We start from the raw sequence: 14,018 nt of genomic DNA on the forward strand, positions 1-14,018 counted from the left end.
CCTGCGTGAACGCTCTTCCCCGCGGGTCGGTCGTCGCGGTCGTCGTCACCCGGCACCGCGCCGGGATGCTCGTCGACTCCCTGGCCGCCATGGCCACGCAGACGCACCCGATCGCGCACCTCGTCGTCGTCGACAACGGGCCCGACCAGCCCGCCCGCGACGTCGTCGCGGGCTGCGGCATCCCCGCGACCTACCTGCCGTCGCACCGCAACCTCGGCGGGGCCGGCGGGTTCGCCCTCGGCATCCTGCACGCCCTCGCGCTCGGCGCCGAGTGGGTCTGGCTCGGCGACGACGACGGCCTCGCCGCCGACGACAAGGTCCTCGCCACCCTGGTCGACCTCGCGACCCGCCGGGACCTGGCGGCCGTCTCCCCCACCGTCGCCGACCGCGACGACCCCGACCGGCTCGCCTTCCCCGTTCGCCGCGGCCTCACCTGGCACGCCACCCGGTCCGGCCTGCTGTCGGAGGAGTCTGCCGACGCCGAGCTCCTGCCCGGCATCGCCGCCCTGTTCAACGGCGCGCTGTTCCGGGCCACCGCGCTCGAACGGGTCGGCGTGCCCGACCTGCGGCTGTTCGTGCGTGGCGACGAGGTCGACATGCACCGCCGCCTCGTCCGCTCGGGGCTGCCCTTCGGCACCGCCCTGCAGGCCGCGTACCTGCACCCTGCCGCCACCGGCGAGGACAAGCCCATGGTCGGCGGCCGGCTGCACGCCCGCGACCCCGACGACCCCGTCAAGCGCTTCTACACCTACCGCAACCGCGGCTACCTGATCGCGCAGCCCGGCATGCGCCGCGTCGGCATCCTCGACGTGCCGCGCTACGCGTGGTACTTCCTCGTCACCAAACGCGATCCCGCCGGCTTCCGGGAGTGGGTCCGGCTCGTGCGGGCCGGGGCCGCGGAACGCTTCGACCACCCCTCGTAGAGATCAGGCCGCGTTCTTCGGGGCGCGGAACACGACCGTCCGCAGCATGACGAAGTTGATCGCCGTCGCGCAGCCCTGCGCGATCACCCACGCCACCGACGTGCGCAGCGACATCTGCGGCAGGAACGCCAGGGCCAGGGCGTTGACACCGACGTTGATGGCGAACGTCGTCGCGTACAGCAGCAGGAACCCGGCGAACCGGCCCTTGCCGCCGCCCGCCTCGGTGAAGGTGAACCGCTTGTTGAGCAGGTACGCCGTCGTCGTGCCGAGGATGAAGCTGATCCCCTTCGCGACGTGCGGGTCCATGCCGACGGCGAGCAGGAGCAGCTGGTAAACGCCGTAGTCGACCGCGGCCGAGGCGACACCGACGGCGACGAACCGGGTGAGCTGTCCGACCAGGCTCATCCCGGCACGCTCCTGCGTCGCGGTCACGCGGTCAGGCTAGCGACCCGCCCCGGCGCCGCGCCCTCCGGTGCCCGGCGCGCCGCGTGGAACGGCTGCCGCCGGCTCACACCGGCGCCGCGCCCTCCGGTGCCCGGCGCGCCGCGTGGAACGGCTGCCGCCGGCTCGCACGGGCGCAACCTGGCTGCTGCTGCCGGCCCGAAACGCAGCAGTGAGGTTGCGCGTGGGTGTCGGCACCGGGCCCGGTCCGCACCCCTCTTGCATCCGACGACCACTTTGCGCTACAAACTAGGCGTTGCTTCAAACTGATTTGGGGGCGTGATGACGGAACGGCGGACGGACGAGCCACGGGTGCAGGAGGGCGGCGAGGACGCGCCGTCGGCGGCCGACGCGCTGGCGATCATCCAGCAGGCGCAGTCGCACGCCTCGTCACGGCTCTCGCCGAGCATCGGAGTGTTCTACCTGGTCTGGGGTATCTCCTGGGTGGTCATCGGGCTGGCGTGGTTCCTCGCGGGGATCGACGTCGTCAGCGTGGCCGTCTCGAGCTGGGTGACCGGAATCGCCGTCGTGGGGGCCGCGTGCGTGAGCGCGGCGGTCGGCATCCGAACGGGGCGGGGGGTCAGCGGGCCGTCGTCGCGCCAGGGGCTCTGGTACGGGCTGAGCTGGCCGATCTCGATGTCGCTGCTGGGCGTGCTGGTCGGCGTCCTCGGCTCGCGGAACCTGCCGGGCGACACGATGTCGGTGATCGCGCCGGCGCTGTACGTCTTCCTCGCCGGCGCGCTGTACATGCTGTCGGGCGCGGTGTGGTCGAGCCGCGTCGACTACGTCCTCGGCATCTGGATCATGGTCGTCGCCGTGGTGTCGGCGATGGTCGGGCTGCCGGCCAGTCCGTTGATCATCGGTCTCGGTGGCGGTGGCGCCCTGCTGTTCGCCGGTGTCCGGGCGATGGTCCACCGGAGTGCCCGGTGACCACGATGCCCGAGCTCGACCCGGTGATCCACGCGCAGGCCCGACTGCGGGTGACGGCCAGCCTGGCGTCGCTCTGCGACGGCGACAAGATCACGTTCCCGCGGCTGCAGGAGCTGCTCGACATGACTGCGGGCAACCTCTCGACGCACCTGCGCAAGCTCGAGGACGCGGGCTACGTCGAGATCACGAAGGCCCATCAGCGGCGCACACCCGTCACCTACGTGGAGCTGACCCGGCAGGGGCGGCGCGCCTTCGAGGACTACACCGCGGCGCTGCGGGCGCTGCTGAACCCGGTGAACGGGGCCGCGGCACCCACCGACGACTCGGACAGGAGCACGACGCCATGACCGGCGCAGACATCCATGTTCTTCCCGACCGCCACGTCGCCCGCACCCGCGGTGTGACCCGCCGGTTCGGCTCGACCGTCGCGCTCGACGGCGTCGACCTCGACGTCGCCGCCGGCACGATCACGGGCCTGCTGGGCCCGAACGGCGCGGGCAAGTCGACGCTGCTGAGCCTGCTGACGGGTCTGCGCAGGCCGGACTCGGGGGTCGCGGAGCTGTTCGGTGGCGACCCGACCGACCCTGCGCGGCGTCGGCGCCTGGGCGTCACCCCGCAGGAGACGGGCCTGCCCGACACCCTGCGCGTCGGCGAGGTGCTCACGTTCGTGTCCCGGCACTATCCGCAGCCTCTCCCGGCCGGCGAGGTGATGGAGCGGTTCGGGCTGTCGGGGCTGGGGCGGCGCCAGTGCGGCGGGCTGTCGGGCGGGCAGAAGCGTCGACTGGCGGTGGCGTTGGCGTTCGTCGGCGACCCCGCCCTGGTGGTGCTCGACGAGCCCACGACGGGTCTGGACGTCGAGGCGCGTCGCGCGCTGTGGGACGGGGTGCGCGACTTCCACCATCGCGGCGGGACCGTGCTGCTGACCAGTCATTACCTCGACGAGATCGAGGAGTTGGCGCAGCGGGTCGTCGTCATCGGTGGCGGGAAGGTCCTCACCGAGGGCGACACCGCGTCGGTCCGCCGGGTCGTCGGGTTGTCGCTGGTCGAGCTGCGGGCGACAGCGCTGCCGGAGCTGCCGGGCGTGGTGCGCGCCGAGGTCGAGGGTGAGCGCCACCGGCTGCACACCCCGGACGCGGACCAGCTCGTCCGCGACCTGGTCCGCAGCGGCGCCCCGTTCCACGACCTGCAGGTTCGCACGGCCTCGCTCGAAGAAGCGTTCCTCACCCTCACGGAGGTGGCGGCGTGACCACGCTCGCCCTGACCCGGACCCATTTCCGGTTCCTGCTGCTGGAGAACCTGCGGGTGCCGATCGCGGTCGGATCGGCCGCGATCTTCCCGGCATTGTCGCTGCTGTTCTTCGTCGTCCCGTTCGGGTTCGGCGACGACGTGGCCGCGGCGACGTCGGCGGTGATCCAGCTGGCGGTGTTCGGTGTGCTGTCGAGCTTCCTGTTCACGTTCGGCGTCGGGGTCGCCGACGATCGCGAGAAGGCCTGGGACCCGTACGTGCGGACGTTGCCGGCGGCGGCGACACCGCGGATCGTCGGCAGGTTGCTGACCGGGTTCGTGTTCGCGCTCATCGCGATCGTGCCGGTGACGATCGTGGGCGCGGCGCTGACGTCGGCGAGCGTGACGCCGCTGCGGTTCCTGGCCGGGCTGGTCGCGATGCTGGTCGCGGGGCTGCCGTTCCTGCTCGGCGGGCTGGCCGTCGGCTACTCGATGCCGGTCAAGGCCGCGCTGCCGGTCACGCAGCTGATCTTCTTCCCGCTGGCGTTCGGCGGGGGCCTGTTCCTGCCCCCACAACTGTTCCCCGACTGGCTGCAGACGATCTCGGAGCTGCTGCCCTCGCGCGGCGCCCGTGACGTCGTGATCTGGGCGGTGCAGGGCATCACCCCGAGCGTGCTGACGATCGTCTCGTTCGCGGTGTGGATCGTCGCCACGGCGGCGATTGCCGGCTGGGCCTACCGCCGCGACGAAGGCCGCCGATTCCGCTGATGAGAGGTCGTGAGTGGCAATAGTCGCTATAGCGACTATTGCCACTCACAGGTTTTTGAACATCCGGTACCGGCGGCGGACGATCACCGAGCCCATGGTCGTCCGCCCGTAGATGCGGAAGTGCGTCGCACCCCGCGACGGGGCCGACGGGACCTTCGACTTCACGGTGCCCATGCCCGCGACGAGACCGTCGATGTCGGCGGAAGCGTTGTCCGGCACCAGGACCCGCGCGGAACCGGCCCCCAGCTCGAACTCGATCTCGACGACCGGGTGCACGATCTGGGCGTCGCAGAAGTCGAGCACCACCGAGCCCATCCCCGACTGCACCCGCAGCCGGGCGGGAACCTGCCAGTTCCCGCTGCGCCGCAACGACCCCATCCCGGTGCGCAGCACGACGGGCGGCCCGGCGGGCGTCGAGAGCGCGGGCGCGGGGACGGTGACGTCGAGCGGGTTGCCCGGCAGGTCGGCCAGGGGCGGCATCAGCTCGGCGGCGTAGCGCGCCGCGTAGACGACCGCGATCCGCTCCTCCAGCTCCGCCACCGTGATCCGGCCCTCGGACAGCGCCTGGTGCAGACGTTGCGCGGCACGCTCGCGGTCGGCATCGGAGATACGCATCCCCGGGGACTCGCCTGGCGACGGCTGCACGCTCACCGTCGCGAGCCTAGTCGTCGCAGGCCCGCACGTCAGAGGCGGAACGCCCAGACGTCCTCGACCTGCGAGCCCGGGTCGCCGGTGACGGTCGCCGTCCACGACCGGACCGCGTCGGTGTCGACGCCCGTCTCCGGCACCACCACGACCACCGTGACACCGGACGCCCGCAGGGAGGCCGCGGCGTCGGCGGGAGCGACCGTGAGCGGGTTTCCGGCACCCACCTCGACGACGCCCTGCTGGTACGCCGACACTGGCGCCTCGATCAGCACCGGGTGCTGCGGGTCGGAACCGATGAAGTACCCGCCCGGGATCTTGTAGAGCATGTCGGCCTGCGCCTGCCAACGCATCGGCCGGGCGCCGCCGTCCCACACGCTCGTCACCGCCGGCACCGTCTCGACGACGTCCCCCGACCGGAGATGTCGCGCCGCATGGTCGAAGAACGCGGGTGTCGACGCCTCGCGCGCCCCGTACGCGTCGGCCGGCAGCCAGGTCAGCACGGCGAACGCCGTCGCCAGGGTGGCGAGGCCGACGCCCGGCAGCCAGGGGACCGTCGGGATGCGGTCGATCCACACCGCCAGCACGAACGCCACGCACAACGCCGTGACGACCTGCAGCCGCACCGGCTCCGCCTCGCCCAGCAGGTGCACCTCGGTGAACACCGCCCACGGCATCGGGAAGCCGGTCCCGTGGTCGGCCACCACGATCTCGGGTCCCAGCGACAGCACCAGCGACACCAGCCCGACCGCGGCGGCGAGCCGCAGCGGCGTCGACCGCACCGTCACCACGAGCACCACGACCAGCAGCAGGATCGCCGGCCCGAGATAGCCGCCCTGCTCGCCGACGTTGGCGCGCATCGTGTCCGCGAACCCCGTCGGCACCAGGCGGGCCGCGGTGAGCGGCGTCGGCACCACGACGTTGGCCAGGTCGGTGACGCCGTAGAGCGGATCGCGGATCGTCGACATCGGGCGCTGCGGACCCGCCAGGATCAGCCACAACGGGTACGCGCACACCACCGCGAACACGCCGACGCACGCCGCCCCCGCCCGCACGAGCCCCGGCAACCGCTCCCGGACCCGCGACGGGAACCGCACCGCCAGCACCACCGCCGTCACGACCAGCATCAGCACGCACAGCGCCAACGTCTGCGTGTAGAGGAACAACTGCGCCGCGAACAGCAGCCCGACCAGCGCACCCGTCCGGTACGGCGTGTCCGTGCCGCGCACGAACAACACGTGCACCAGGTACAGCAGCACCGGCGGCAGCACCGCCCACACGATGTTCAGATGCCCCGCCGACGCGTGCGCCACCTGGAACGGGCCGAACGCGTAGACCACCGCCGCGACCGTCCGCGCCGACCACCGTTGCACCCACGGCCCCAGCGCCGCCGCCATCGCCACCCCGGACACCACGGGCCCGAGGATCATGCCGACGTTGTAGGCCGCCACCGGGCCCGCCGACAGCGTGACCGGCGACAGCAGGACGCCCAGCAGGGGGACCGTCGTGTTCCACATGGCGTTGACGCCGAGCGGATGGTGCGTGACCAGCGGGTTCTCGCCGTGCAGAATCGCCCAGGGGGTCCAGGTGAGCCACCAGCCGAACAGGTCCGGGTCGCCGGTGACGTCCCCGATCGTCGACGTCGTGAACGCGCCCAGGACCCGGTGCTGCAACCCCAGCGAGATCGCCAGCAGGAGCAGCCCGACCAGCACGATCGCCGGCGGCCTGCGCAGCGGGGGGCGGCGCGTCCGGCCCTCGACCGGCGCGACGACCGCCGGCGCGTCGAGCACGCGCCCACCCTGACACAGGGTGCCGCGGCAGCGTGCCCGGGCGTGTTTGCACGAACGGCACAGTCGCGCAATTGAATGGCGCCACTGTGCCGTTCGTGACTGGGGCGGGCCGCACCCCCGGATTGCACGAACGGCCCTTTCGCGCAATTCAGTGGCGCCACTGTGCCGTTCGTTCGGGAAGGGGCGCAGGGGCGAGGGCCGCGGCAGCGGCAGACGCCGACCCGCGTAGCCTGGCCCGCGATGTCGAGCCAGCCCAGCCCCGCCGACCAGCAGCGCCGCCTGCACGGATGGGGCCGCACCGCGCCCTCGGTCGCGGAGGTCGTCACCCCGCGCGACCCCGAGGAGGTCGCCGCCGCGGTCCTGGGCGCCGGCCCCCGCGGCGTGATCGCCCGCGGCCTCGGCCGCTCCTACGGCGACCCGGCCCAGAACGCGGGCGGGCGCGTCGTCGACATGACGCGGTTGGCGCGAATCCACTCGATCGACGCCGCGTCCGGTCTCGTGGACGTCGACGCCGGGGTCAGCCTCGACACCCTGATGCGGGCGGCGCTGCCGTTCGGGCTGTGGCTGCCCGTCCTCCCCGGCACCCGGCAGGTGACGATCGGCGGCGCGATCGGCGCCGACATCCACGGCAAGGCCCACCACGTCGTCGGGAGCTTCGGCAACCACGTCGAGTCGCTGGTGCTGGTCACGGCAGACGGCGCGGTCCGCGAGCTCACCCCGGACGGCCCGGAGTCGGAGCTGTTCTGGGCGACCGTCGGCGGCATGGGACTCACCGGCATCGTGGTGCGGGCGCGGCTGAAGCTGCATCACGTCGAGACGGCGTACTTCCTCGTCGACACCGACCAGATCGACAACCTCGACGACCTGATGGACCGCCAGACCCGCGACGACGAGAAGTACGCGGAGTCGGTGTCGTGGTTCGACGCGGTGACGACGGGCCCACACTTCGGCCGCGGGATCCTGACCCGCGCGAACCACGCTTCCCTGAGTGAGCTCCCCGAGAAGCTGCGCGACAAGCCGCTCAAGTTCGACGCGCCGCAGCTGCTCACGGTCCCCGACGTCTTCCCGCCGGGGATGCTCAACAAGCTGACGGGCAGGATCTTCAGCGAGCTCTGGTACCGGAAGTCGCCGACGAAGCACGGCGTCGTCCAGAACATCACGCAGTTCCTGCATCCGCTCGACATCATCGGCGAGTGGAACCGCGGCTACGGCCCCCACGGTTTCCTGCAGTACCAGTTCGTGGTCCCGCCGTCGCGCGGCGACGTGGTGCGCACCGTCCTGGAGCGGGTCACGGCGGCGGGCAAGGTGTCGGCGCTCAACGTCCTCAAGCGGTTCGGTGAGGGCAACCGGGCGCCGCTGTCGTTCCCCAGGCCGGGCTGGACGTTGTGCCTCGACATCCCCGTCGGCCGCGGGCTCGGCGAGCTGTGCGACGAGCTCGACGCGATCGTGCTCGACGCCGGCGGGCGGCACTACCTGGCCAAGGAGTCGCGCACCTCGGCCGAGGCGATCCGCCGCGGCTACCCGCGTCTCGACGAGTGGCGCAAGGTCCGCGCTGCCGTCGACCCCGAGGGCGTGTTCGCGTCCGACATGTCACGACGACTGGAGCTCGTGTAACCGATGATCGACGCCGTGGGCAACCCGCAGAGCATCCTGCTGCTCGGTGGCACCTCCGAGATCGGCCTCGCCGTCGTCGAGGCGTTCGCCTCCGACCGGCCGATGCGCGTGGTGCTCGCCGCGCGCCCCTCCCCCCGCCTCGACGCCGCGCGCGCCCGGCTGGAGGGCCGCGGCTGCACCGTCGAGACGGTGGAGTTCGACGCCACCGACCTCGCCTCCCACACCGACGTGGTGCAGAAGTCGTTCGCGGGCGGTGACGTCGACGTCGCGGTGGTGGCGTTCGGGCTGCTGGGCGACAACGAGCAGGCCTGGACCGACGCCGCGCACGCCGTCGAGCTGGCGCAGGTCAACTACACCGCGGCCGTGTCGGTCGGGGTGCTGGTCGCGGACCGGATGAAGGAGCAGGGCCACGGCTCGTTGGTGGCCCTGTCTTCGGTCGCCGGGGAGCGGGCGCGGCGCTCGAACTTCGTCTACGGCTCGACGAAGGCGGGTCTCGACGCGTTCTACTCCGGCCTGACCGAGGCCCTGCGCCCCCACGGTGTGGTGGTCACCGTCGTCCGGCCCGGGTTCGTGCACACGAAGATGACCGAGGGCATGAAGGCGGCCCCGCTGTCGACGACGCCCGAGGCCGTCGCGGAGGTCGTCGCCGACGCGGTGCGCACCCGCAAGGAGCTGGTGTGGGCGCCGGCGCCGCTGCGGTTCGTGATGAGCGCGCTGCGCCACGTCCCGCGCCCGATCTTCCGCCGCCTGCCGATCTGACCGGTCAGAGGTTCACGACGCGGTTCGCCAGCCGGCCGGGCAGCATCTCTCGCAGCTGGGCGGCCTCCTGCGTGCGGACCGCCAGGTAGACGTCGTCGCCGGTGCGCAGCAGGCGTTCGGCGACGCCGGCCCAGGCCTCGGGTGAGCGGCCGCGGAGCTGGATGTCACCGGCGATCGTGTTGCCCTCGGTCGTCCAGGTGTCGGTCAGGGAGAAGAACCACTGGGCGGCCATGACCGGGTCGATCGGGTAGCCGTCGGTCACGTCAAGGAAGACGAGCGTGCCGGGGACCTCAGGCACCCCGGCCGGTACGAGGGTCGCGAGGTCGGCGGTGCTCGGTGGGGCGGCGATGAGCCGGATCTCCTGCTCGCGGCTGACGAGGCCGGCGGGTGCCGAGGTCTCGAGTCCGGCGGTGGGCCCCTGCGGGATCGTTGCGAACGTCCATCCGAATGCCTGTGTGGACGCGGCGGCGAGGGTGAGCGAGAGCGCTGCTCCGGGGACGATGAGCCAGCGCCTGCGGGTGATGCGCCGTCCGAAGTGGGCCAGCGGGATCGCGACCAGGCAGACGGCCACGATCGACACGGCCGTCATGAACTTGAAGCCGTAGTACGTGATCGAACCGCTGGCGTCGAGCTGCATGACGATCAGGACGACGCTGCAGGCGACCCCGGCGAGCGGTGTCCCGACGAGCGCGACGAGCCGGGGGCGCTCGGCCCGCCGGGTCGCCCGGTGCGCCACGATCGCCAGGAGGATCGCCGCAGCGGTGACACCGATCGTGAGCGGATAGTCGGGTTCGCTCGCTCCGCCGGCGAGGACGAGGGGGTTCTCGACGGCGACGGCGGAGAGGACGACGAGGGTCCTCACCAGGCAGCCGACGGCCGCGGCGAGGATCAGCAGGCACGCGAGGAGCGGGAGCGGGCGGGCACGGAACCTGCTGCGCCGCAACGGGAGCAGCGCCGCCAGGGCCGCGGGTGCGGCGAGCACCCCGAGCAGTGCCCAGCCCTGCGCGACGCCGACGACCGCACCGGCCAGCCCGAGGACGTGCACGGGCATGAAGGCACGCGGCATCGGGATCGCGACGAGCGCGACGGCGACGACCATCGCGCAGGCGAGGACGAAGTTGCCGAACCCGTCGTAGAAGGAGAGCGCGCCCGGGCCGAGGAGGAACACGGCGGCGACGAGGGTGGCGAGGGGAAGCGTGACCAGCGGCCTGCGCCGCAGCACCGGGAGCGCGCAGAGGCCCGCGACCAGCAGTGCCGTGGCCGCGATGACCAGCAGCGCGACGCCGCGCGTGTAGCTGAGCAGTTCCCCGCCCACCGAGGCGACCTGCGGCCCGTCGATGATCTCGACGATCGCGGCGACGAGGGTGTGGAAGCCCTGCGGGTAGCTCGCGAACTGCCACGTCCCGCCACCCGCGGGCGGGGGCAGCATGTCGACCGTGACGCCGGTCGAGCGGATCATGTGGAACATGCTGAAGTGCGCGGAGTTGTCCCAGCTCAGCATCAGCATGCCGAGCGTCTGCGTCGGCGTCTTGACCTGCAGCCACGGCGCGAGGACGACGCAGCCGAGGCCGACGGCGAGTGCCGGGTAGACGTCGACGATCCGGAACCGCGGCAGCAGCGCGCGGGCGCGCGCCCGGCTGTCCTCGCCGGCCGCGACCCACGCGCCGAGGACCGCGACGGTCGCGGCGAGGGCGACGGTCATCCGGCCGAGTCCGTCGAACCGCAGGTCGATCCACCACAGGGCGGGCAGCCAGCCGACGAGCACGCAGCCGGTCAGCAGGACGCGCCGGGAGAACTCCCGCGACGTCGGGATCAGCAGCAGGACCACCATGGTGACGAGCAGGCCGGGTCCGCCGTCGAGCAGCCCGGTGACCCGTCCGAGGAGCACGAGTCCACCCGCTGCCAGGCCGACGAGCGCGCCGCGGACCCGGCGACGCCACCGCGACCGGTTCCCCTCCGGTACGACGGCGCCCGGCCCGACGGCCACGCCCGCCCCGGTTACCGTCGCCACGGCGGGAACTCCATCCGATCAAGGCCCACGAGGTCCCCACCCGGGCCTCGACGTCATGCTATTGGCGTCGCAGTCCACGGATGAGCCATTGGGACAGCGTGTCACCAGCCGTTGACGTGGAGGACCGACTCGAGCGGTTCGCGGCGCGCGGGCTTGAAGTCGGTCCCCTTCGTCCAGGCGACGGGGAGCAGGACGCCCTGCCGCACGTTCGGCGGAATGCCCAGGACCTCGGCGACCTCCTTCTCGTAGGTCAGGTGCAGCGTCGTCCAGGCGCTGCCCAGACCGCGGGCGCGCAGCGCGAGCTGCAGGTTCCAGGCCGCGGGCAGCAGTGAGCCCCACAGACCGGCCTGGTTGCTCGCGGGGAGGTCGGCGCCGGCGTGGATCGCGCCGATGACCAGGACCGGGACCTCGGCCATGTGGTCGGCGAGGTAGTCGGCGCTGGTGCCGACGCGGGCCTGCTGGGCCTGCCGCTGCGCGCTGTGCGAGGGGTCGTCGGCGCCGGCGTAGGTGGGGCTGTCGCGGTAGGCGCGGTAGGAGCGAGCGTAGAGGTCCGCGACCGATTTCCGCAGCGCCGGGTCGGTGACGACGATCCAGTGCCAGCCCTGCTTGTTGCTGCCCGTCGGCGCCTGGAGCGCCACCTCCAGGCATTCCTCGACGATCTCGAGCGGCACGGGCCGCTCGAGGTCGAGGCGCTTGCGCACCGAACGTGTCGTGGTGAGGAGCTGGTCGGGGTCGAGCGGGAGCAGTTCCGTCATGCCCCGATCATCACCCCACGAACGTCGCGACGAACACCGAGGACTCGCCGGCGCCCGCCACGAGGTAGAGCCGCCCCGACGCGTACTGCATCGCCGACGGCACGGCGCGAAGCTCCAGACCTGCGGGAACACGGCCGTAGGGCGGTCGGCTGAGGCCGTCGGTGCCGTCGTGGTCGACGCGCAGCCCACCCTTGTCCAGGAGCGCGGTCCACGCGGCGTGATCACGATCGCCGGGGGTGCGGCGCTGTTCGCGCAGGGTGGCGCCGCGGCCGCCGGCGTCGGGCACCTGGAGCAGGACGCGGCCGTCGGGGCGCAGCACCCGCCGCCACACGGCGATCGCGTCGAGGACGGCGCGGTCGTCGAGGGTGCCCATGTCGTCGACGGCGACGATGCCGTGGAAGGCGTCGTCGGCGAGGTCGGTGGCATCGGTGACGACGGGGCAGCCGGGTGCCTCCTCGCGCGCGCGGTGGGCCACGGCGTCGTCGGGGGTGAACCCGGTGGCCGGTCCGTGCTGGGCGAGCCGCCGCAGCCTGCGCCCGCCGGCGCACCGGAAGTCGAGGTACGGCCCGGCGCCGAGGTAGCGGCGCACGAGCTTGAGGTGCCACGCCAGTTCGGGGTCGTCGGACTGGACGGGCAGGTCGGGGGCGGGGGCGTCGTCGGTCATGGTTGCGCCCATCATCCCCGCGGCGAGGCGTGTCACGGAACCTGCCTCAGGACAGGGCGGCGCGGGGGTCGCGGCGGGCGTGCCGTGCGACGCCGGACGACACGAGCGCGGGGCGGCCGACGGTGCCGGCGGCGTGCCGGGGCGGCCGCTGCTTCGGCGGGCCGTAGGTGACGGTCCGGGCGAGGGGGACGGCGCCGAGCAGCGGCCCGCGGCCGCGCGACGGTCCGCTGCTCGTCGGCCGTACCTGTGCTGTCTTCTCGGAGTGCCGGGGCTCCTGCAGGAACGTCGGCATGTGGGCGCGCACGACGCGGCTGCCGGGCGCCTCGACGAAGCGGTGGAGCAGGGCGGCGGCGGGGAACGTCGCCAGCAGGACCAGGCCGCCGATGACGTGCGCGGTGACGGTCGGCCCGACGAGCACCGGGACGTGGGCCATGGACAGCCAGTACACCTCGAAGATCGGGATGTGGACGAGGTAGAGGCTGTAGGAGGCGCGGCCGCCGTAGCAGAACGCGCGCGTCGACAGCAGGCGGGCGAGGCCCCCGTCGGCGATCGCGAGCGCGCCCACCAGGACCGGGAACAGCACGATCACGGCGCCGCCGCGACCTTCTCCGGCGAACTCGCCGAGGCACAGCCCGACGACGACGAGGACGGCTGTCGCGTCGGCGATCCGGGAGGCGACCCAGCGGCCGCGGGCGGTGGCGCGGGTGCGCCGGACCACGAGGAACGCGAGGATACCGGCGCCGAACCCGCAGAGGATGCGGACGAGCCAGCTCCACGGGAAGTACGGGCTGCCGATGACGAGGTAGGACGCCGCGATGGGCGCCATCAGCAGCAGCGCGCCGAGCGCGAGCAGCGGGCGCGGGAGGCGCCGCATCCGGTACAGCACGACGGCGGCGACGGGGAACAGCAGGTAGGCGAGCCATTCGGCGCTGATCGACCAGGTGGGGCCGACCCAGGACGCGCCGTCGAAGTACGGCCGGTCCCACAGCTGGACGAGCAGCAGCTGGCGCACGACGGCGCCGACGGTGACGTCGGGCTGCTCGGCCTGGAACACGACGGGTCCGCCCCCGCCGACGACGTGCCGGGCGACGACCCACGCGCCGAACAGGACGAGCACGACGACGTAGGCCGGCCACAGCCGCGCGGCGCGGGCCCAGACGAAGCGGCCGGCGGTGCGGGCGCGGAGCCGCGGGCCGAGGACGTCGAGGTAGGTGTAGGCGATCACGAAGCCGCTGAGCACGAAGAACATGTCGACGCCGAGCGCGCCGGCGGTGAGGAGCGGGCCGGTCGCGGCCACGACGTCGGCGACGCCGCCGAGCGCGGTGAAGTGGAAGTGGAACACGACGACCCAGACGGCGGCGACGATCCGCAGTCCGGTGAGCGCCCGCACCTCGGGCTGTCGGGTCTCACGCGCCGCGGTGGTCGTCACACCCGACTGAACGATCAACGGGATTGCCCGTAACGGGCGTCCCCCGAGAGCGCCCGAACAGCCCA

The 14,018-nt window shown here is 72.8% G+C and carries 14 protein-coding genes; 7 read left to right on the forward strand and 7 right to left on the reverse strand.

All coding sequences use genetic code 11. From position 1 onward, the window contains the following. Nucleotides 1-5 precede the first annotated feature (5 nt). On the forward strand, nt 6-923 hold the full coding sequence (gene glfT1 / locus PSU4_RS15165; protein WP_147108370.1) for a galactofuranosyltransferase GlfT1: 918 nt from the start codon (nt 6-8) through the stop codon (nt 921-923). A gap of 3 nt (nt 924-926) precedes the next feature. Here the strand turns inward: glfT1 and PSU4_RS15170 are convergent, their stop codons facing one another. Further along, a complete protein-coding gene (locus PSU4_RS15170; protein ID WP_147108471.1) occupies nt 927-1,328 on the reverse strand; it encodes a GtrA family protein in 402 nt (133 codons plus the stop codon). A gap of 348 nt (nt 1,329-1,676) precedes the next feature. On the opposite strand from PSU4_RS15170, the gene PSU4_RS15175 reads away from it, so the two are divergent. The 4 genes from PSU4_RS15175 to PSU4_RS15190 are packed head-to-tail and all read left to right on the forward strand — an operon-like array spanning nt 1,677 to nt 4,286. Continuing rightward, nucleotides 1,677-2,294: a hypothetical protein gene (locus PSU4_RS15175; protein ID WP_147108373.1), complete on the forward strand. Its 618-nt coding sequence runs from the start codon at nt 1,677-1,679 to the stop codon at nt 2,292-2,294. Between the two features lie 5 nt (nt 2,295-2,299). Next, nucleotides 2,300-2,641: a winged helix-turn-helix domain-containing protein gene (locus tag PSU4_RS15180; RefSeq protein WP_147108474.1), complete on the forward strand. Its 342-nt coding sequence runs from the start codon at nt 2,300-2,302 to the stop codon at nt 2,639-2,641. Continuing rightward, the gene (locus tag PSU4_RS15185) at nt 2,638-3,540 is read left to right on the forward strand and encodes an ABC transporter ATP-binding protein (RefSeq protein WP_147108376.1); all 903 of its coding nucleotides are present in this window, start codon (nt 2,638-2,640) and stop codon (nt 3,538-3,540) included. Before PSU4_RS15180 ends, PSU4_RS15185 begins: the two co-directional genes overlap by 4 nt. After that, nucleotides 3,537-4,286, forward strand: a complete 750-nt coding sequence (locus PSU4_RS15190) for an ABC transporter permease (RefSeq protein WP_147108379.1) — start codon at nt 3,537-3,539, stop codon at nt 4,284-4,286. The genes PSU4_RS15185 and PSU4_RS15190 overlap by 4 nt, the downstream gene beginning before the upstream one ends. Nucleotides 4,287-4,331: 45 nt before the next feature. Here PSU4_RS15190 and PSU4_RS15195 read toward each other — a convergent pair whose 3' ends face one another. After that, complete coding sequence (locus PSU4_RS15195) at nt 4,332-4,937, reverse strand: DUF1707 SHOCT-like domain-containing protein (RefSeq protein ID WP_147108382.1); 606 nt, start codon at nt 4,935-4,937, stop codon at nt 4,332-4,334. A gap of 32 nt (nt 4,938-4,969) precedes the next feature. After that, a complete protein-coding gene (locus tag PSU4_RS15200) occupies nt 4,970-6,721 on the reverse strand; it encodes a hypothetical protein (protein ID WP_147108384.1) in 1,752 nt (583 codons plus the stop codon). A 240-nt stretch (nt 6,722-6,961) separates the two neighbouring features. On the opposite strand from PSU4_RS15200, the gene dprE1 reads away from it, so the two are divergent. Further along, complete coding sequence (dprE1, locus tag PSU4_RS15205) at nt 6,962-8,335, forward strand: decaprenylphosphoryl-beta-D-ribose oxidase (RefSeq protein WP_147108387.1); 1,374 nt, start codon at nt 6,962-6,964, stop codon at nt 8,333-8,335. Between the two features lie 3 nt (nt 8,336-8,338). Continuing rightward, entirely contained in the window at nt 8,339-9,094 is a 756-nt protein-coding gene (dprE2, locus tag PSU4_RS15210; RefSeq protein ID WP_147108390.1) for a decaprenylphospho-beta-D-erythro-pentofuranosid-2-ulose 2-reductase, read from the forward strand. Between the two features lie 4 nt (nt 9,095-9,098). On the opposite strand, the gene PSU4_RS15215 is transcribed toward dprE2, so the two are convergent. The 4 genes from PSU4_RS15215 to PSU4_RS15230 all read right to left on the reverse strand — a co-directional run bounded on the left by PSU4_RS15215 (nt 9,099) and on the right by PSU4_RS15230 (nt 13,953). Further along, nucleotides 9,099-11,105 (reverse strand): hypothetical protein, encoded by a 2,007-nt coding sequence (locus tag PSU4_RS15215; protein WP_147108393.1) that lies wholly within the window; start codon nt 11,103-11,105, stop codon nt 9,099-9,101. A 101-nt stretch (nt 11,106-11,206) separates the two neighbouring features. Beyond that, nucleotides 11,207-11,860 carry a nitroreductase family protein gene (locus PSU4_RS15220; protein WP_147108396.1) on the reverse strand — a complete coding sequence of 218 codons (654 nt, stop codon included), beginning with the start codon at nt 11,858-11,860 and terminating at the stop codon, nt 11,207-11,209. A 10-nt stretch (nt 11,861-11,870) separates the two neighbouring features. Continuing rightward, complete coding sequence (locus PSU4_RS15225) at nt 11,871-12,560, reverse strand: class I SAM-dependent methyltransferase (protein WP_147108399.1); 690 nt, start codon at nt 12,558-12,560, stop codon at nt 11,871-11,873. A 10-nt stretch (nt 12,561-12,570) separates the two neighbouring features. Then, nucleotides 12,571-13,953: an acyltransferase family protein gene (locus PSU4_RS15230; protein WP_186816965.1), complete on the reverse strand. Its 1,383-nt coding sequence runs from the start codon at nt 13,951-13,953 to the stop codon at nt 12,571-12,573. Nucleotides 13,954-14,018 lie beyond the last annotated feature (65 nt).

This window comes from Pseudonocardia sulfidoxydans NBRC 16205, assembly GCF_007989085.1.
GTDB lineage: Bacteria > Actinomycetota > Actinomycetes > Mycobacteriales > Pseudonocardiaceae > Pseudonocardia > Pseudonocardia sulfidoxydans.

Bases quoted from the DNA above. Each gene is read 5' to 3' on its own strand.
- PSU4_RS15220 (WP_147108396.1), bottom strand. From the start codon at position 11,860: ATGACGGAACTGCTCCCGCTCGACCCCGACCAGCTCCTCACCACGACA.
- PSU4_RS15170 (WP_147108471.1), bottom strand. From the start codon at position 1,328: ATGAGCCTGGTCGGACAGCTCACCCGGTTCGTCGCCGTCGGTGTCGCC.
- PSU4_RS15180 (WP_147108474.1), top strand. From the start codon at position 2,300: ATGCCCGAGCTCGACCCGGTGATCCACGCGCAGGCCCGACTGCGGGTG.
- dprE1 (WP_147108387.1), top strand. From the start codon at position 6,962: ATGTCGAGCCAGCCCAGCCCCGCCGACCAGCAGCGCCGCCTGCACGGA.
- PSU4_RS15185 (WP_147108376.1), top strand. From the start codon at position 2,638: ATGACCGGCGCAGACATCCATGTTCTTCCCGACCGCCACGTCGCCCGC.
- dprE2 (WP_147108390.1), top strand. From the start codon at position 8,339: ATGATCGACGCCGTGGGCAACCCGCAGAGCATCCTGCTGCTCGGTGGC.